The organism is Hyphobacterium marinum (genome assembly GCF_036330325.1).
Classification (GTDB): Bacteria; Pseudomonadota; Alphaproteobacteria; order Caulobacterales; family Maricaulaceae; genus Hyphobacterium; species Hyphobacterium marinum.
The window spans coordinates 190,760-209,744 of record NZ_JAZDRO010000003.1; the positions used below are offsets into that span (position 1 = coordinate 190,760).

Annotated in this window: 9 protein-coding genes and 1 tRNA gene; 8 read left to right on the forward strand and 2 right to left on the reverse strand. The window is 60.7% G+C overall.

Annotation, left to right across the window (positions count from 1 at the left end; all coding sequences use genetic code 11):
- The first annotated feature begins 78 nt into the window (after positions 1-78).
- Both V0U35_RS08655 and V0U35_RS08660 read left to right on the forward strand, forming a co-directional pair.
- Positions 79-1,938 (forward strand): M28 family metallopeptidase, encoded by a 1,860-nt coding sequence (locus V0U35_RS08655; RefSeq protein ID WP_330196299.1) that lies wholly within the window; start codon positions 79-81, stop codon positions 1,936-1,938.
- Complete coding sequence (locus tag V0U35_RS08660; RefSeq protein WP_330196300.1) at positions 1,938-2,312, forward strand: VOC family protein; 375 nt, start codon at positions 1,938-1,940, stop codon at positions 2,310-2,312. Before V0U35_RS08655 ends, V0U35_RS08660 begins: the two co-directional genes overlap by 1 nt.
- Before the next feature lie 103 nt (positions 2,313-2,415).
- Here the strand turns inward: V0U35_RS08660 and typA are convergent, their stop codons facing one another.
- Positions 2,416-4,245 carry a translational GTPase TypA gene (gene typA, locus V0U35_RS08665; RefSeq protein WP_330196301.1) on the reverse strand — a complete coding sequence of 610 codons (1,830 nt, stop codon included), beginning with the start codon at positions 4,243-4,245 and terminating at the stop codon, positions 2,416-2,418.
- A 1,065-nt stretch (positions 4,246-5,310) separates the two neighbouring features.
- Here typA and V0U35_RS08670 point away from each other — a divergent pair.
- From V0U35_RS08670 to V0U35_RS08690, 5 genes are all read left to right on the forward strand, one after another.
- A tRNA-Ser gene (locus V0U35_RS08670) sits at positions 5,311-5,401 on the forward strand.
- A 161-nt stretch (positions 5,402-5,562) separates the two neighbouring features.
- Positions 5,563-6,120, forward strand: a complete 558-nt coding sequence (locus tag V0U35_RS08675) for a TetR/AcrR family transcriptional regulator (RefSeq protein ID WP_330196302.1) — start codon at positions 5,563-5,565, stop codon at positions 6,118-6,120.
- Positions 6,117-7,184 carry an efflux RND transporter periplasmic adaptor subunit gene (locus V0U35_RS08680; protein WP_330196303.1) on the forward strand — a complete coding sequence of 356 codons (1,068 nt, stop codon included), beginning with the start codon at positions 6,117-6,119 and terminating at the stop codon, positions 7,182-7,184. Before V0U35_RS08675 ends, V0U35_RS08680 begins: the two co-directional genes overlap by 4 nt.
- A 6-nt stretch (positions 7,185-7,190) precedes the next feature.
- A complete protein-coding gene (locus V0U35_RS08685) occupies positions 7,191-10,340 on the forward strand; it encodes an efflux RND transporter permease subunit (protein WP_330196304.1) in 3,150 nt (1,049 codons plus the stop codon).
- Positions 10,341-10,450: 110 nt separating this feature from the next.
- Positions 10,451-15,805, forward strand: a complete 5,355-nt coding sequence (locus V0U35_RS08690) for an SIR2 family protein (protein ID WP_330196305.1) — start codon at positions 10,451-10,453, stop codon at positions 15,803-15,805.
- Positions 15,806-15,818: 13 nt separating this feature from the next.
- Here the strand turns inward: V0U35_RS08690 and V0U35_RS08695 are convergent, their stop codons facing one another.
- Positions 15,819-16,601 (reverse strand): S1/P1 nuclease, encoded by a 783-nt coding sequence (locus V0U35_RS08695; protein WP_330196306.1) that lies wholly within the window; start codon positions 16,599-16,601, stop codon positions 15,819-15,821.
- A gap of 328 nt (positions 16,602-16,929) precedes the next feature.
- Between V0U35_RS08695 and V0U35_RS08700 the strand changes: the two genes are divergently transcribed.
- Positions 16,930-18,972, forward strand: coding sequence for a DUF3857 domain-containing protein (locus V0U35_RS08700; RefSeq protein WP_330196307.1), 2,043 nt, complete (start codon positions 16,930-16,932; stop codon positions 18,970-18,972).
- Positions 18,973-18,985: the final 13 nt, after the last annotated feature.

Sequence of the window (18,985 nt, forward strand, 5' to 3'; positions counted from 1 at the left end):
GCCGCCTGAGATGCACACATAAGGCAACTATTCCGGCACCCGCTCGACGGGCGTGAAAAACATTGGGGGCAACACAACATGAAACATCTCTGGCTCATCTCGGTGACCGGCCTTCTGGCCGCTGCCTGTTCCCAACCCGCCGACGACACGGCGGCCAGCGATCCCGCAAGGGAAACCGCATTGGCCGGGACCGGCGGTGATGATGTCGCCTCAGGCGACATGGTGGAAAGCGCGGCGGCGGACGGCAGCTGTGCAGCCCTCTACGCCAACTCCGGCTCGGACAACCCGACCGTACCCTTCACCGGTGAGTCGCTGGCCAATTCCGACACGTCACGTCCGCCGGTCTGCGACACGTCGACCGGGATCACCGGCAGCGACATGGCCTGGCGTATCCAGACTCTGGCGTCCGACGAGTTCGAAGGCCGCGCCCCGGCCCTGCCCGGCGGCATCGCGGCGAGCCAGTGGATTGCTGACGAGATGGAAGCCGCCGGTCTGGAGCCGGCGGGCGAGGACGGCACCTATTTCCAGCCAGTCCCGCTGGTCGAGGCCACGCTCGACGAGCCGGCGTCTTCGATGGACATCTCCATCAATGGCGAGCCGATGGGCCTGGCAATGGGCTCTGAATACGTGATCGGCACCCGCACGCTGGAGGACGTCATTGATCTGGCCGGCACCGACGTCGTTTTCGTCGGCTATGGCGTCGTCGCACCGGAATATGGCTGGGACGATTATGCCGGTCTCGACGTGGAAGGACGCACTGTCCTCATCCTCGTCAATGATCCGGGTTTCGAGACCGAAGACCCGGATCTCTTCAATGGCCGCGCCATGACCTATTACGGGCGGTGGACCTACAAATACGAGGAAGCCGCGCGCCAGGGTGCGGCTGCGGCCATCGTCATTCACGAGACCGATCCGGCCAGCTATGGCTGGAATGTCGTCCAGAACTCCTGGTCAGGCCCGCAATTCGACCTGCAACGCCCCGAGGGTGCCGTGCAGTTCTCCCCGGTCGAAGGCTGGATCAACAACGACCGCGCGCGCGAACTCCTCAGCGCTGTGGGTTACGACTATGACGAGCTGAAGACCCGGGCCCAGACGCCCGGATTCACGCCGATCGAGCTCGACGGCGTCACGCTCGACGCGCACCTTGAAACCAGCGTGCGCCAGATGGATTCACGGAATGTCGCGGGCGTCGTCCGCGGCTCGGAGCGCCCGGACGAATACGTGCTCTACATGGCGCACTGGGACCATATCGGCAGCCGGCCGGCGTTCGAGGGCCAGGACGGGATCTATAATGGCGCGGTCGACAACGGGACCGGCACGTCCGCCCTTCTCGAAATCGCGCAACGCTTCGCCAGTGGTGACGCGCCCGAACGGTCAGCCCTCTTCGTTGCCGTGACGGCCGAGGAATCCGGACTGCTCGGTTCCGCCTATTTCGCCGTTGATCCGCTGGTTCCGCTCAACCAGATCGTCGCCGGCATCAATATGGACGGCATGCTGCCCGTCGGTGCGACTAGCAATGTGGTCGTCGTGGGATATGGCGCGTCCGAAGTCGAGGAATTCCTTGCCGAGGCGGCCGCGGAACAGGACCGGACCCTGTCACCCGACCCCAATCCGGAAGCGGGGTATTTCTATCGCTCTGACCACATCTCGCTGGCCAAGCTGGGCGTGCCGATGCTCTACGCCGATGGCGGGTCAATCAGCATCGAACATGGCGAAGCCTATGGCGAGGAAATGCAGGCCGCCTACCGGGCCCGCGCCTATCATGCGCCGGATGATGAATTCTCGCACGACTGGGACTTCGACGGCTTGGCCCGCGACGTCACCCTGATGGCCAATACCGGCTGGCGCATCCTCAACTCCGAGGACTGGCCGAACTGGTATGAGGGCAATGAATTCCGTGGTCTGCGTGATGCCATGATGGAGGACAGCGGCGAGTAATGGCCGCTGAAATCCCGGTCCGGGATCTCGAGCGCGCCGCGGCCTTCTATTGCGGCGTGCTCGCCTTCCGCGAACAGGGCCATGAAACCGAAAACGGCCGCCGCGTCGTCCTGCGCCTCGCGAAAAATGGCGCGCGGATGAGCCTTTATGAACCGGGACCGACGCGGCCGGCTCGCGACGGCAAGGGCACGATCACGCTGCGGGTCGACGATGTCCGCCGCATGCACCGCGCCCTGAAAGACCAGATCCCCATCGAATGGGGTCCGGTCAGCTATGACGACGAACGACGCGAATTCGCTTTCCACGACCCGGACGGGCACCTGGTTCTGGTGCAGGAAAACCCAGGCGGCGCGCCCATGCTGCCCGATGCGTGAGGGTTAGTTCGCCCGGGATTCCCCGGACAAGCCGGGGAATGACGCAAATTTCCGCATATCTAACTGCGTCATGCCCCGCTTCAGGCGGGGCATCTCGTGCCCCCTAGGCCGACGCGGCGCGGCTTGCCTTCTTCCGTTCGTGCTCTTTCAGGAAGCGCTTGCGGATGCGGATGGATTTCGGCGTCACCTCGACCAGCTCGTCGTCATTGATGAATTCCAGCGCGAATTCGAGCGTGGTGCGGACCGGCGTCGTCAGAACGACCGCCTCGTCCGCGCCAGAGGCACGCACATTGGTCAGTTGCTTGCCCTTGGTCGGGTTGACCGGCAAATCGTTGTCGCGGCTGTGAATGCCGATAATCATGCCCTCATAGACTTCCGCGCCGTGGCCGATGAACAGCTTGCCGCGCTCCTGGAGGTTCCACAGCGCATAGGCGAGCGCCTTGCCGTCCACCATCGAGACCAGCGAGCCATTGTGGCGCTGGCCGATCTCACCCGCCGCACGCGGCGCGAAATGGTCGAACGTGTGGAACATCAGGCCCGCACCGGACGTCGCCGTCAGGAATTCGGACCGGAAGCCAATGAGGCCGCGCGTCGGGATCTTGTAGTCGAGCCGCACCCGCCCCTGCCCGTCCGGCACCATGTCCTTCAGCTCGCCCTTGCGCATGCCGAGCTTTTCCATGATCGCGCCCTGGGCATCCTCGGGCAGGTCGACGACGAGATTCTCCCAAGGCTCGCACAGCACGCCGTCGATCTCCTTGGTCAGCACCTGCGGACGCGAAATCGCCAGCTCATAGCCTTCCCGGCGCATGGTCTCGATCAGGACCGAGAGGTGAAGCTCACCCCGGCCGGACACCTTGAACTTGTCAGCGTCATCCTGCTGCTGAACGCGAAGGGCGACATTGTGAATGAGCTCGCGCTGCAGACGGTCACCCAGATTGCGGCTGGTGACGTATTTGCCTTCCCGGCCCGCGAACGGAGAATCATTGACCTGAAAGGTCATGGCGATGGTCGGCTCGTCGACGCTGAGCGGCGGCAGGGCTTCGACCGCATCGGGCGCGCAGAGCGTATCGGAGATCTTCAGCTCCTCGATGCCGGTAAAGGTGATGATGTCGCCGGCATTGGCCGAGTCGCGTTCCACGCGCTCCAGCCCGTGAAAGCCGAACACCTGCTGGACGCGGCCCTTGCGGGTCTTGCCGTCCGCGCCGATGACCGTGACGGGCTGGTTTTTCGCCAGCCGCCCGCGGCGGATCCGGCCGATGCCGATGACGCCGGTATAGCTGGAATAATCCAGCGCGCTGACCTGCAGCTGAAGCGGACCATTTTCGTCCACCGGCGGCTGCGGCGCGGTGTCGACGATCATCTGGAAGAGCGGGATCATGTCGCCCTCGCGCGCCTCGGTGTCGAGGCTCGCCCAGCCTTGCAGGGCCGAGGCATAGACCACCTTGAAGTCGAGCTGTTCGTCGGTCGCGCCCAGCCGGTCGAACAGGTCAAACGTCTGGTCAACCACCCAGTCGGGTCGCGCACCAGGCCGGTCCACCTTGTTGACAACGACAATGGGGTTCAGCCCCTGCGCCAGCGCCTTCTTGGTCACGAAGGCGGTCTGCGGCATCGGCCCGTCGACCGCATCGACCAGCAGCAACACGGAATCGGCCATCGACAGGACGCGCTCCACCTCGCCGCCGAAATCGGCGTGGCCGGGCGTGTCGATGATGTTGATGCGCCAGTCGCCCCAGGTCACCGCCGTATTCTTGGCGAGGATGGTGATGCCGCGCTCTTTCTCCAGGTCGTTGGAATCCATCATCCGTTCGGAGACTTCCGCGCGGTCGCCAAGCGTGCCGGACTGTTTCAGGAGCTGGTCAACGAGCGTGGTCTTGCCGTGGTCGACGTGAGCGACGATGGCGATATTGCGCAGCTTGGCGGCGGATGCGGACATGGAATGGACTTTCTGGGACGAAACGGCTCTCGGGCGCGCCTCATACAGGGGCGCGGGCCATCCGGCTAGTGCCGTGACAGCGGCATTTTCGTGACCATTTGAATCACGCATCTGTGCGGGTAGAAATGCCTTGCTGGTTTTTTCACTCCTAGATTTACCCTAATTCACTACCTGATATATTGTTTCCAGAACGAACAAACTAATCGAATCCCAACAACAAGCCCCCAACACCCTAAAATGAGAAAAATACGAATACCCGATAGAATAAGTGTTTTCAGAGGTGAATTAGATTCTGTAAAATCTCTATATACGAGGTTAATAAAAACCGCATCTCGCAACGATAAAAATAAAATCGCCGAAATGTCCTTTCTGAATTCCGCTGTATTATGGGAGGCTTTTTTAAATGATATTATCGCATCGTACATAAATAACGATTCTACACAATTTAATAAATACCTTGAACAAAGGATTATCGAAGAATTAAGCAATAATAATATAAGTATATTCAGATTATATGGATCCCTTTCTCCGCCTCGCCACCTCGATATTACAACGGTAAAATCATTGGCAACCCAAAACAACAATATGAGCTTCCGTGACTACGACCACATCAAATCAATAGTTCGAAGGTGGCTAATTAGTGCGCATTCCGATAAATTTACAACAATAAGCTCAAGAGATAAGGCGCAAATTAGCGCTTGGATAAAAATCCGAAACCATCTGGCTCATAGGAGCCCCACTTCTTCTGAGCGAATGATTTCATCCTTAAGGAATCCCGCACTAAGAACTACAGGAATGATCTTAAACCTTCAGGGTATTAGGAATGTCGGCGCATACTTAAATTCAAAACAATCCACACCAACAATACGAGGCGACACGCGCATAGAAATTATTTTTAATGGCATGCATAGAATCTCTGGATTATTAGGGTAAAATGGTCTCATTGCAGTATATTTAATTTGAAATTTCCTACCAATAGAAATCCATTGTCATCTCTTCCATGGCCTGCGCAAGACCGCACGCGCGGCTTGATCATGCACGCAAAGGACGGCTAAGACCGTCCGTGGAGAGGTGGCCGAGTGGTCGAAGGCGCTCCCCTGCTAAGGGAGTATACCTCAAAAGGGTATCGTGGGTTCGAATCCCATCCTCTCCGCCACTTTCCGCTCTTGAGATTCTGCCTGGTTTTGGAGGCATGACCCTAGTCTGTGGGGCCTTGCCGCGTCGCCAGCCGTCAAACTCACTGTACCGGCTGGACGGTATTGACTGTACCATCTGGACGGTATAGTCCGTGCCGCTCGACTGAGCGGACCCATACCGATGACCGAACAAAAACCCCGAAATGACACGCGCGAAACGATTCTGGACGCCGCGGAGAAAGTGGTCGCAGAATCCGGCGCACGCCGTCTGACCATTGATGCTGTCGTGGAACGCAGCGGTATCTCAAAAGGCGGTGTCCTCTATCACTTCCCCAACAAGAGCGCCCTGCTCGACGGCATGGTGTTCCGGATGGTGCAAAGCTTCGAGGAGAAGCTTGCCATGGCCGAGGACACGGCGCGCGCTGCCGGCGAACCGGTCCAGCCGCACATCGCCAGGGCAATGTCCGTCAAGAACGATCACCAGAAACAGGTCGCCCAGGCGCTGCTTGCCGCGATCAGCGAGGAACCTGCGCGGCTTGAGCCTGCGCACAGGCTTCTCCGGGAGGTCGACCAGCGTTTCATAGACGGGTCCAGCGACCCGGTGATGTCCCAGATCATCATGCTCGCGCTGGACGGGCTTCATCACCGCGCCCTGCTCGGCTTCGACGTCTTCACACCCGATATCCGCGACGCGATCCGCGAGCGCCTGATCGACATGACATGGACACTGCACTCATGACCCTGAAATCCCTGCTGGCAGTCGGCCTGCTGCCGATTGCGCTGATCGCCTGCGGCGCACCCGAGGAAAACGCTGCCCCGCCAGCACGGCTCGTGCAGGTCGAAACGGTCGAACTGATCGGCCCGCAACGCCGCTATGAGTTTGTCGGACGCGTCGAAGCCCGGCGCTCGGTCGATCTGGCCTTTCAGGTCGGCGGCCAACTGGCGGTGCTCGACGTGACCGACGGCCTTGAGGTCGCCGAAGGCGATCGCGTGGCCCAGCTGGTGCTGGACGACTTCCAGCGGGCCGAACGCGAAGCGCGCGTCCAGCTTCAGCAGGCCCAGACCAATCTCGAGCGCCAGCAAACCCTGTTCGAACGGGGTATCGCCTCGGCCGCCGCGAGGGAGTCCGCGCAGACCGAATATGACCTGCGCGTCGTTGCGCTCGGGAATGCGCGCCAGAACCTGCAGAACGCGACCTTGACCGCCCCGTTCAGCGGGCTGGTCAGTCGCGTCCTGGTCGATGACTTCGCCGTCCTGGCCCCCGGCCAGCCTGTTGCCCGGATTCAGGACCTCAGCGAGTTGCGGATTTCCATACCGATCGCCGAAGACCTGATCGCCACGTTCAACGCCGACGACCTGGTCAGTATCGAAGCAAGCTTCACCTTCCTGCCCGATCAGCGATTCCGCCTGGAGCCGCGCGAACTTGTCAGCGAAGCGGATTCCTCGTCACAGACCTATCGCGGCATCTTCGCCCTGCCCGCCAATATCCCGGCCAATATTCTGCCCGGCATGTCGGCAACGGTTTACGCGGACCTGTCATCGGAGACGCGCCGCCCCGGTCATGTGCATGTCCCGGTCAGCGCGCTCGGCTATGCGCCGGACGGCAGTCCGATCGTATTCGTCTATGACGATGCCAGTGGCACGGTCATGCGCCGCACCGTCACCACCGGCGAACTCACCAATGACGAAATCCGCGTGACGGCCGGCATCGAAGCCGGAGATGCCATTGTCACCGCCGGGGTCAGTGCGCTGCAGGACGGCATGGCGGTGCGCCCGCTCGATGCCCCGGCCACGCGCGGATAGGCCACCATGACCGAGAACCGACCGAACGCGGCGATCTCGCTCGCGCGCCTTTCCATCGAACGCCCCGTTCTGACCTGGATCGTGATCCTGTTCTGCCTGCTCGGCGGCATGCAGGCCTTCTTCAGCATCGGCCGCCTGGAAGACCCGGCGTTCACGATCAAGGAAGCGGTGATTTTCACCCCCTATCCGGGCGCAACGGCCCTGGAGGTCGAGGAAGAGGTCACCGAACAGCTCGAAACCGCTCTTCAGCAGCTCGCCGAAGTTCATGAAATTCGCTCGGAATCCTCACCTGGCATGTCCGAGATCCACGTGGTGATCGAAGACACGTTCGACGGTGACGAATTGCCGGGAATCTGGACCCGGGTCCGGGCCCGGATCAGCGACACCGCCCCGGCGCTGCCGCCGGGTGCCGGTACACCGGTGGTCTATGACGACTTCGGGGATACCTACGGTATCTTCTATGCCGTCACGGCAGACGGCTATTCCGATGACCGTATCCGCGATGTCGCCCGAATGCTGCGCCGGGAATTGCTGGTGGTCGACGGCGTGGCCCGCGTCGCGATCGAGGGCGAGCCCGAAGAGCGTATCTATATCGACGTCCCGCAGGAGGAGCTCGCATCGCTGGGTGTCTCCTACGTCACACTGCTCGAGGCGATCGGAACGGAAAATACGGTCGTTTCAGCCGGGAATACCGCGATGGGCGGACGCTATGTCCGTCTCGACATCCCGCAAACCCTCTCCGGCATTGACGCGATCCGGAACCTGTTGGTGACACCGGGTGACGGGGCCGATCCGGTGCGCCTGTCGGATTTCGCAACCGTCAGCCGGGCCCCGGTCGAACGGCCGCTCAGCCTCATTTATCATGACAATGAGCGAGCCTTCACACTGGGCATTGCCGGCCAGTCAGATGCCAATATCGTTGATGTTGGCCGCGCCGTGGAAACCCGGCTGCAGGAGCTCGAAGCCCGTCTGCCGCTCGGATTCAATATCCACCCCATCTACGAACAGCACGCGGTGGTCGAGCGATCCATCGACGAATTCCTGGTCAACCTGGCCCTGTCGATCGGTATCGTCATCGGCGTTTTGATGATTTTCATGGGATGGCGGGCCGGCCTGACAGTGGGCTCCGCCCTGTTCCTGACCGTGTCGGGCACGATCTTCTTCATGAATATGTTCGGCATCGAGATGGAACGGATCTCACTCGGTGCCCTGATCATCGCGATGGGCATGCTGGTCGACAACGCCATCGTCGTTGCGGAAGGCATGTTGATGGGCGTGCGCCGGGGCCTGCCCCGCCTGGAAGCCGCCGAGAATGCCGTCAAGAGCACGCAATGGCCACTGCTGGGGGCGACGGTCATCGGCATCATGGCCTTTGCCGGTATCGGCCTGTCACCGGATTCAACCGGCGAGTTCCTATTCTCCCTGTTTGCCGTCATCGCCATTTCCCTGCTGCTCAGCTGGGTGCTGGCGGTCACGGTCGTACCCATGGTTGGCCACGCCCTGTTCGGTGCCCAGAGGCAGCAGGCGATTGCGGCCGGAGACGAGGACCTCGACGAGGCCGCCCTCTATCAGGGTCCGCTGTTTTCAACCTATCGCGCCATTCTGGTGAGAGCGTTGCGGTGGCGCTGGGGCGTGCTGGCGCTGCTGATCGCCACCACGATGGCCTGTTATGTTGGCTTCGGTTCGGTTCGGCAGTCCTTCTTCCCGGACACGAACACGCCGATTTTCTTCGTGAACCTCCAGACGCCGGAAGGCACCGACATCCTGAGGACCGACCAGATCGCCCGCGACGTCGGCACGTTCGTCTCCGATCTCCCGGAAACCGTCCAGTTCGACACTTTCGTTGGAGCCGGGGCGACGCGCTTCATGCTGACCTACACGTCTGAACAGCCGTCGACTTCCTATGCCCAGATCATCGTGCGGACGGGCCATATCGATCTCATCGACGACATGGAGCGCCAGATACTCGACCATGTCCGCTCCCGGTTTCCCGACGTGGAAGCCCGGGTGGACCGGATCGTCTTTGGCCCGGCCGCCGGTGCCAAGCTGGAAGCCCGCTTCTCCGGACCGGATACGGCGGCCCTGCGGGCACTGGCCGATCAGTCCGTCAGCGGTTTGCAGTCCGATGGCGACGTCATCGACATCCGCACGAACTGGCGCAACCAGACGCCGGTCATCCGGCCGGTCATCACACGTGCGCGGGCCGAGACGACGGGCGTCACACGTCAGAACATCGCCGACATGATGACCTTTGCCACCGACGGGGCCCGCATCGGCGTCTATCGCGATGGTGAAACCCTGATTCCGATCATTGCCCGGGCTCCGGCCGACGAACGGACCGGGGCCAGCGATCTCGAGGACCGCCTGGTCTGGAGCCCGGCCCAACAGGCCTATGTGCCGATATCCCAGGTCGTCTCGCGTTTCGAACTCGGGTCGGAGGAAGCCCTGATCCAGCGCCGCGACCGGGTCCGCACCATTTCGGTTCAGGCCAATCCGTTGCCAGGGGAAACCGCCGCGGAGGCATTCGGCCGGTTCAGCGCCATCATTGACGCCGTCGACCTGCCCGATGGCTATCAGCGTGAATGGGGTGGCGAATACGAAGGCTCGCGCGATGCCAATGAGGCGCTCGGCAGCCAGCTGCCCTTCACCCTCATCATCATGCTGACCATTTCCTTCCTGTTGTTCGCGAAAGTGCGTCAGCCGCTGATCATCTGGGCGATCGTTCCCATGGCGGTCAATGGCGTGGTCATCGGACTGCTTCTGACCGGTGTGGCGTTCAGCTTTACCGCCCTGCTCGGCCTGCTCTCACTGTCCGGCATGCTGATCAAGAACGCGATCGTGCTGGTCGATGAAATCGATCAGCGGATCGCGCTTGGCACGGATCGGTATGCGGCCGTCCGCGACGGAAGCATCAGCCGCCTGCGACCGGTCCTACTGGCCGCGACGACAACCGTTCTGGGCATGGCACCGCTTCTGTTTGACGCCTTCTTCCAGGCGATGGCAGTGACCATTATCGGCGGACTGACCTTCGCCACGATCCTGACCATGGTCGCGGTACCGGTTTTGTACGCGCTTTTCTTCGGTATCCGCCCTGCCGGAGCTCCGGGCCGGGGGCGTGGGAATGCTTCACCGGCGGCGGCCGATGGGTCGGTTTAGAGGCGAAGGAGTTCATTCCGATACGCTTGAGGGCGGAAAAGTCTGGCATTGCCAAGGGCGTCCGTTCTAGTCTCCCTGACAATTTTGGGTCGTATCCGGGGGGATGCACGTTGACGGAAATTGAAGGCGACATTTCGCGCACCGCGCCGTCGGCTGACCGGATCCGCCAATCGTCGCGCCGCAACTTCTATCGAGCCCTGAATATCCGTCGAGTCGTCGTGTTTTCCGGTGCCGGCCTCAGCATGGCTTACGGCCATGTGACCTGGAACCAACTGGTCCGGCTTGCGAAAAAACATATTCTCAGTGAGTTACTAAAACTCAGGCGAGAGGAACATGGTCAGCCAGATGAGTGCGACAACAACGTCAAGGCCAGTGGCGACCCGGTCATTCGTTCGCTGAACAAGACGTTGAGCGCCCTCAACCCCAAAAGAAATACATTGGGTGAGGCTGAAGCAAACATGCTCGCGCTCGACCTGTGCGAACGGCTGGAACAGGAAATCACGCGCTATTATGGCCCGCCCAAATTTCCCTTGCGCGAATACCTTGCAAGGGAGATCGGCGACAATGACCGCTATGTTCGCGAGCAATTTGAAAACCGTATCCGGCACCTGGGTTCATTGCGTAAGGATGACAACGAACCAACGCTGAGTCCTTTGCTTTGCGAAACCGAGATCAACGCAATCTGCCCCAGCCACGATAAGCCTGGACATTCCGAAATCGAGCCTGGCAAGGAAGCGTTCCGAAACTTCTACAGCAGGGATCGATTTGATGAGCTGATCAAACAGTTTCCTGATACGGGTGAACCGGGCAGCGACGCTGAACAATGGCTGTTTGATCGCATCAAGCAGGAATTTGAGAAAGACGCGGCCCGGGCGAAGCGGATCGACGGCAGCCAAGCAAGCGACGGTCCAGGCGGAGGCGCACCACTGTCTCCAGAAGCCAATCATGCCCTCCTGGTCCCCCACCCGCACGCGACAAGCGGTCCGCCGGGAAAAGCACCGAATGTTCTTCGGTCTGACAGGCGCAGCTTTTTTGCCGTCCTGTTTGGTGCCATTCGCGCGCGCCACCAGGCAATCACCAGCCTGGTCGAAAAACACGCACTAGCTGAGAGCACATGGAAGGCCATTGCCAACGACACCGGCACGGCTGCCCCGAACCCGCAACAAGGCACACCAGCTGCCGGAAGCGTTTTTGAAGGCGTAGAGGATCGATCAGAACGGCTCTATTTCGCGCGGCCCATCGTGGATCCGGTCGCCAAGCTGTTTACCGGCCTGGAAATCCGCCGATTTCTGACGACCAATTACGATTTCGAAATCGAACGCTATCTTGAACATGGTGACTATTTGATCGGTGCGTTCACCGATGCCCTGTCCAAGGGTCCCCAACGCGCTCATCGGGTTGTCGAAGGCGAGCAGCGCTCAAGCGGGAACGGCCCCGATCTCAGTGCGCTGACACTCCGCCGACGCAGCCGGTCTGGGCACGAAAGCCGATCCAGCGTCTTGCAACCGGGCACAGCCGCTGAACTGATAGAATTCGCCGCTGGAAATTCGGAACTCTATGCCGACATTTTCCACCTGCATGGCCGCGCTGACGCCCCGCAGCACATGGTCCTCGGGGATACGGACTATAATGCAACCTACATGAATACGGATGCGTCGCGGCGGGTACTCGACGAGGCGCTGAATGTCGTTTTCGAAGGCAATTCTGTCCTGTTTGTGGGGTCCGGCCTGAGCGAGGCGGATCTCTTGCGTCCGCTACGCCAGTTTGTGACCAAGCGCGGACGCGACACGGCCCGTCCCGTATTCGCCCTTATGCCGGCGATGAAAAACAAGCAGGACCGGGACATCGAACTGGTCAACTTGTTCAACCGGTATTCGGTTCAGACGATTTATTTCGGTGCCCGGCCACACGAGGAAGACAGTCTGGCCGGTCATAGTTCCGGAGACCTCCAGAAAAATTTTCACCCCTTGTTTCGGCCTTTCGATGAGGGAGAAACGCCGGAACCATCAGACGTCGCCGAACTGGGCGAGGAGGTGGAAGTCCTTGCAGCGTTGGAAGATGCCCTGAAGGGTGAAGACGAAAAGGTAGAAAGCCGCAGGCCCTGGCCGACCAATAACCGTTTGCGGGCATTCTTTGAGAAATTCCCAAAATCCGGTGCCGGCATTCCGGATTTCCCGGTGATGCGTGCCAATGGTTTTCAGCTTAAGGCTGCCTTGCCGGACATAGACGTCAATACGACACTGGCCAGTGTCGCCAGCGAGTATCATGCGTGGCTTCGACAGTGCCTGCCGCGAACCGCCCGAATTCGAATCGATCGCGACGCTTTCATATTTCTCCTGCACAAATTCAGACAGGCAATCCTCGGCAAACCCGGGTGTTCAAGCCAAGCGCATCTACACCGCGAAGCGACCATCGAGTATCAGGACTTTGTCGAGAAACTTCGCGAAAAGGTCATCACTATCGCGCTTGATCACGAGCTCGAATATCTGCGCGCCTGTTGGCACTACTGGTGGGAAACCTGGCAGGAAACGCCGCTGGCAAGGCAAGCGGAATTCAATGAGGTCAATAACAGTCCTGAAGGCACCGAAACAGACCGTAAACTGAAATCTTATGTCCGTCACGGACTATTCACGAGGGTGAAGTGGGACAAAAATGTACAGCGCACCGTGTCATTGTCAGACGGGATCACCTTCCCCGCCGGCCTTGCCTGGAATGCGCGCCGGGACGCACTCAAGGAGGCTTTGCAGGTTTTCGGTGACGACCGCCGGACACTCCTCGTCCAGCTACCCGAAGGTGGCGGAAAAGGCCTGTTTTTCCATCAACTCCAGATCTTCAATGACTGGCGGCATTTCAGCCGTTTCACCTACACCGAAGCCTACTTCGTCAATACCGCCTTCTCGGCCGATTTTTCCGCGATCTTTGAAGGTATTGTCGGATTTCTTGAGAATCCGACGGATCCCGAAGCCGGGCTGTCAACTGATACAACACAGAGTGGAACCCGGTCGCGAATTGAAAGGCTGATAGGTGCTCTTGAGCGACGTACCGGAGCACAGGCCGGTCGGCAGGTCATTGTCGTCAACAATTTCGATATTTTCTTCAATGAACGCGGCAATGCGCTGACAAAGGAAGTCGAAGCCTTTTTCAAAGCGCTTCTGGGCCGCACCGATGCGCCTGTTGACGTTATACTGATTGCCAGGAAGCTGCCGGATCGCAAGCTTTTGCGCGAGATTGAGAAACTCGCTGCCCTCGAAAACGGTTCGGACGACAAGGCGTCGTCAACCGCGCGCAGGGTCGGATTGCTTGACTTCATGCCGGTCGAGTTCGGGAACTGCGAGGCAGCTCTCGGGCTCGCCGTGAGTTTCGAAGAGCTGCTCCGGGCAAAGCAGGCCGCATTCCATCGTCCCGAAAGCGAAACCGGCGGTTCCGGTGGAAAACAGGAAACTGAACGCCCGAATGAAATCCAGTCGCTCCTCGACGCAATCGCTTTCATCTACGAAAACACGGGCAGCTGCCTCTATATCCAGGCGATGCTCTTCGCAGCGCTGAAGAAATCCCAGACCGGATATGCATCCGCCAAAACTTGGATTTCGATGCTGCGCCAGCTGGCAGCCAGTTCCCCGCCGATGAAAGCCTGTGACGAGATTATCGGCAAGGTGATCGAGTGCTACACGTCCGAGGCGCAACGCCCCGAAACAACGACAGAGCGGGCCCACAACGCGCTCGAAAACATGATCTTGCGCCACCTCGCCTATATTGATGCCCCGGTCGAGGCCGCCGTACTGACCGTATGCCCGGGTATTGTCGACGTTTTCAAATCCTATGAAGCAGCCTTTCTTCAGTCCCTGGCGGCTATTCCAAATAAGAATAAAGAAATAGACCCCACACTTCAGAACATTCGCTCATGCAAAGGGCGCGAAACCATCGTCAGTCATGTCTTGTCCCTCATGGTTTCCCGCGTTCTGGTTATTCCGGTCCAGCCCCGCAACAAGGCGGACGAAGAGTTTCGCAGCGAGTCAGTCTGCAAACCCCGCTACGCCCTCCACCGCAAAATGCGGAGCTATCTTTTGCGTCAGTTCGGAGGGAGCAGCCGCGGGCGCGGTGAAGTCAATCTCTACGACCTCTCGGTTTACAGTGCCCAGCCACGGGACAAGCTACCGCTGGATGCCGACCAGTTCCGCTTTGTAACAAGCTTGGCGCGCGCACTGGCAAGACCCGACACTTGGCGCGGTGCCGACGAATCCTTTCGAAAAGAAACGACAAATATGGCCCTGCGCGCCGCGCTGGGACTGGTGAGGTCGTCGCTGTCAGTCTCGAACCTGTCCCGCGTTTCCGCGCTCAATGAGACGATGTCAGGTGACCACGCCACCGTATTCGATGCACACCTGACCCGCCTGCGTGATCTGGCCATGACCGCACAGCGATGGCCAAAGGAAGACGCCGCGAAGATATCGCTCCAGGCCTACTATCAGGACGAAATTGTATGGCTCTACAACGAACGTGGCGTCACAGCGCTGGCACAGGGCCGCTTGTTTGATGCCTACGCGCTCCTGAACAAGGCGCAAGTTCAGAACCGTAAAATCGAAGGCAAGCCGGGAACATTCAACGCCGCCCGTATCAGCCTGAACCTGGCCGTCGCGGATGTGCGGCGCGGCAATTTCAAGGCCGCACGGACGAAGCTGCGCTGGATCCGGAACCAGGAATGTTCCGAAACCAGGCGTGAACCGGACAGCTGGACGGAGCAGGAACACGTCAGTCACGTCGCGGCGGCGGCACAGGGCTATCTCGGGCGTATCTTGCATCAGAGGGGCCGCTTCGAGCGCGCACGAAAGCACTATGAGGCCGCGCTGAAAGTCCTGAACCACAATGAACGGCTGCGGGGCGTCGCCCTGTTCGAGCGGTATCTTGGCGATCTTGAACGGGCAACCGGCCGGATGAAGCGGGCGCGGCGGGCCCTGGAGAATTCCATCGCAGCCGCCCAGTCCGGACAGTATCTTGATCTATTGCATTATTCCCGGATTGCCGAGGCGCGAACCTTTGCGGCTGACAAGGGATTGATGGGCGAAGCCCTTGCCCGGGTACAGACGGCCCACGATTACGCCATTCGCATGGGGCTGTATGGGCTACAGGTTTATGCCGCGACCGCACGGGGCACGATCCACCTGTCCCAAGGTGAAAACAAGCTGGCCGGCGAATGCGCGCAGGAGGCCCTGGCAGTTTCGCTTGATCATGGGCTACGGCTGAGCCGGATCAGTGCCATGCAGCTGCAGGGCATGGTCTATTTGTCCCGCGGGTTGCTCGAGCAGGGGCGTTATCTCCTGCAGGTGTCGACGCGGATGGCGGAACGGCATGAATTCCAGGTCGCTGTCGAACGCGGGCAACGCCTGCTGTTAAGCCGGCCATTCGGAGCTGGATCGACCATGAACGATCCGGCTGGCGACGATAGACTGTTCAAGTTCGGCCTGTAACCCCGCCCCTCCCCTATTCCACCTCCTCGGCAAACAACGCGTTGAGATAGGCCGCGATGCGAACCCCGCCCTGCGACAGGCGCAGGCGCATCAGGTCGCGGTGCTCATAGAAATAGTCGTAGCGTAGTTCCGCGTCGTCGGGATAAAGCGAGTCCCGCACCGCCGCACTTTCGGCGATCCAGACCAGCGGATCGGGATCCATCCATTCGGCAGCCAGTTCGGGCGTGATCCGGGCGTCGAGCCAGTCGGTCATCTCGGTGTAGGACAACTGCTCGTACTCGACCATGTCCTCGTCCCAGGCCAGATGCAGCGTGGTAACGGTGTCGAACCACACCACCGTCACGTCATTACCGCCGCGGTCCTCGCCGCTGCCGACATGGAAGGGCTGATGCAGGTCACCAATGATGTGCACGATCATCCGCAAGGCCAGCTGGCGGTCCTCCAGCGGTGCATCCGCGTCCACGACCATGGCCGAGAATCGTTCCAGCGCCGTGAACGCATCGCCCGATTGCGGCGCGTTTGCCGGGTCATAGGCGGTGCCAACCGGGACCGTGACATAGTGTAAACTGCTGGAATTGCGCCAGAATTCCTCGTCGTTTGACCGCATGAAGTCCGCCCATTCGGCCGCTTCTGCCAGCGTTTCCACGCCCAGGATGTCGCGCACTGCCGCGCGCGCCTCGTCGGTCAGGTATCGCTCGGCGATGGCCCCGGTCACGCGGTGACCGATCTTGCCCCAGCCCGAAGCTGGCGCGGCAGAGATCAGGAGGGCTGACAGGATGGCGAGCATTCGTTTCATCAGAAATTCCCGGGACTGGGCCACCTGGCCGCGGTTGATGATCAAGACAGGACTGCCGCTGACAGCCAATGCCGGATAGGCGCGCAACTTTGGCGGCAATCGCGAATTCGCGTCAATGACGTCGACGGTTTGCCCGCATTTCAAGCGTCCGGACCGGGGGATGGCCGGCGGTGAAATATCCTGCAGAGAAGCGCCAGAACCCCGTCACGGCTGGATCACAGGCTGGCGGAAACGGCCCTGCTTGGCGCGAACTGAAGATCGAATTCAGTTGGCAGACCGGTCATCCCCTCTAGGATGACCTTCGGGTGGGACGGCGTGTGGGGTCGCCATGAGATCGTTTGTCTGGATGTTCAATCTGGTTATTGTCGCCGCGATTGCGGGCGGCGGGGCCGTTTACTGGCTGGGCCAGACCGGCGGTGGCGAGCCTGCAACGGCCCCGGCACCGGCAGAACGCGCGGCAGCCCTCCCGGAGGATCCGGCGCACGACGTCGCTTTTTCTCCGCCCCCGGATTTTGTCGAGGAAATCGACCTTGCCGGTCTCGAGATTGATCCCGAACGGGCCCCGAGCGGCATCCGGGTCATCCTGGCCGATACCCAGCATGATGCAACGGGCGCTGAAGATGCAGTCTACACCCGCTATGTCGCCCGGCCGGAAACCCTCCAGACGGTTGATGCGCTCGCCCAGTTCCGGCTCCAGTTCGATCCTGTCCACAACCGTCTCGAAATCCACCATGTACGGGTCACCCGCGATGGCGTGACCGAAGACCGGCTGGAACGCGTCGCTGTTGATTTCGCCCGCCGGGAGGAGTTGCTCGATCAGCAAATACTGACCGGGACCGTGACGGCGATCCTGCGCTATGGCGAGGTACGCCCCGGTGACATCGTCGACATCGGGGCCACCCTTTACGGCGCGCCGTCGGCATTTGCCGGTGTTTCGACCCAGCTGTTCCAGCCCGCAACCGTCCTGCCCATCGATACCTACGCGCTGCGGTCTCGCTGGCCGCGCGGATCACGATGGGCGCTGCTCGGCAACGGCCCGGAGGTCGACGTCCGGGAGACACGCCGGGAGCTGGTCCTGGAGATAGCGCCCCAGCCACTCGCGCCACGGCCCCAGGATGCCGTCCTGCCGGCCTGGTACGCAGCCTGGCCGATCCTCATCGTTTCCGAGTTCGACAGCTGGGAGGACATCGCGAGGTGGGGACGCCCCCTGTTCGAAGAGGACCTCAACGAAGAAATCGCCGACATCGCTGCGGAGATTGCCGACCAGTACGCCACGCCCGCCGAACAGGCCGCCGCGGCCCTTCGCTTTGTGCAGACCGATATCCGTTATTTCGCAACCGTCCTGGGCGATGGCGGATATGTGCCGCAGCGCACGCGCGAAACCCTCCGACTGCGTACCGGCGACTGCAAGGCGAAAACACTTTTGTTCCTGTCCCTGCTTGCAGCGCTGGACATCGACGCCCACGCGGCCCTGGTGAGCGCCGCCCAGGGCCCGGTCATCGACCGCTATGCGCCAACACCGCTCGCCTTCGACCATGTGATTGCCCGTGTCCGGATCGGCGGACGGGACTACTGGCTCGATCCGACCTTTTCACCACAATCGGGAACGCTGGAATCCATCACCCAGCCCGATTACGGGTTTGCCCTGCCGCTGGATGGCCGGACCGGTGCGCTGGTGGACATGGATATCGATCGGGGTGACCGGCCGATGTCAGTATTGCGCGAGCGTTACGAGCTCAGTGAGAGCGATGACAGCATCGACCTGCATATCGATTATATTCAGGCCGGCATCCGGGCCGACGAATTTCGCAGCCTCGGGCTTGATGTCACCGATGGCGCATTCGGTGACGCCCTGACACGCTACTATGCACAGACTTATGGAGCCGCGGAAATCCTCGAAACACCGCGCCTGATCGATGATGATGTTCTCAACCAGATCATTGTCTCGATGGTGCTGCGTGTTGGCGGGGACCTCGAACGCGAAGCACCGCTCGACAGCTTTCACGTCCAGGCCCACGGCCTCGCCAATGTCCTGCCGGATATTGGGGATGCGGACCGCGAAATGCCGATGGTGGCCGCCTTCCCCCTCCATCTCCGGCATGAAATCACGGTCGATCTCGGTGCCGGGCGGGACTGGACCGTACCTGACCTGCCCAACACCCGGATCGAGAACGACGTCTTTCGGTTCGAGGTGGAAGCCTCACTCGACGGGGCCATTCTGACCTATGCCGCTGAACTCGAATCCCGCGTCGCCGAAGTCCCGCCCGAGACGATCGAGGCGGCCCTGGCAGACCACCGGCGGCTGACCGATTACATCTATCTCGAAGCCTGGGCGGGCGAGGCTCCCACGAAGGACGGAGAGGAGCCGTGAATTGCGTGGCCCC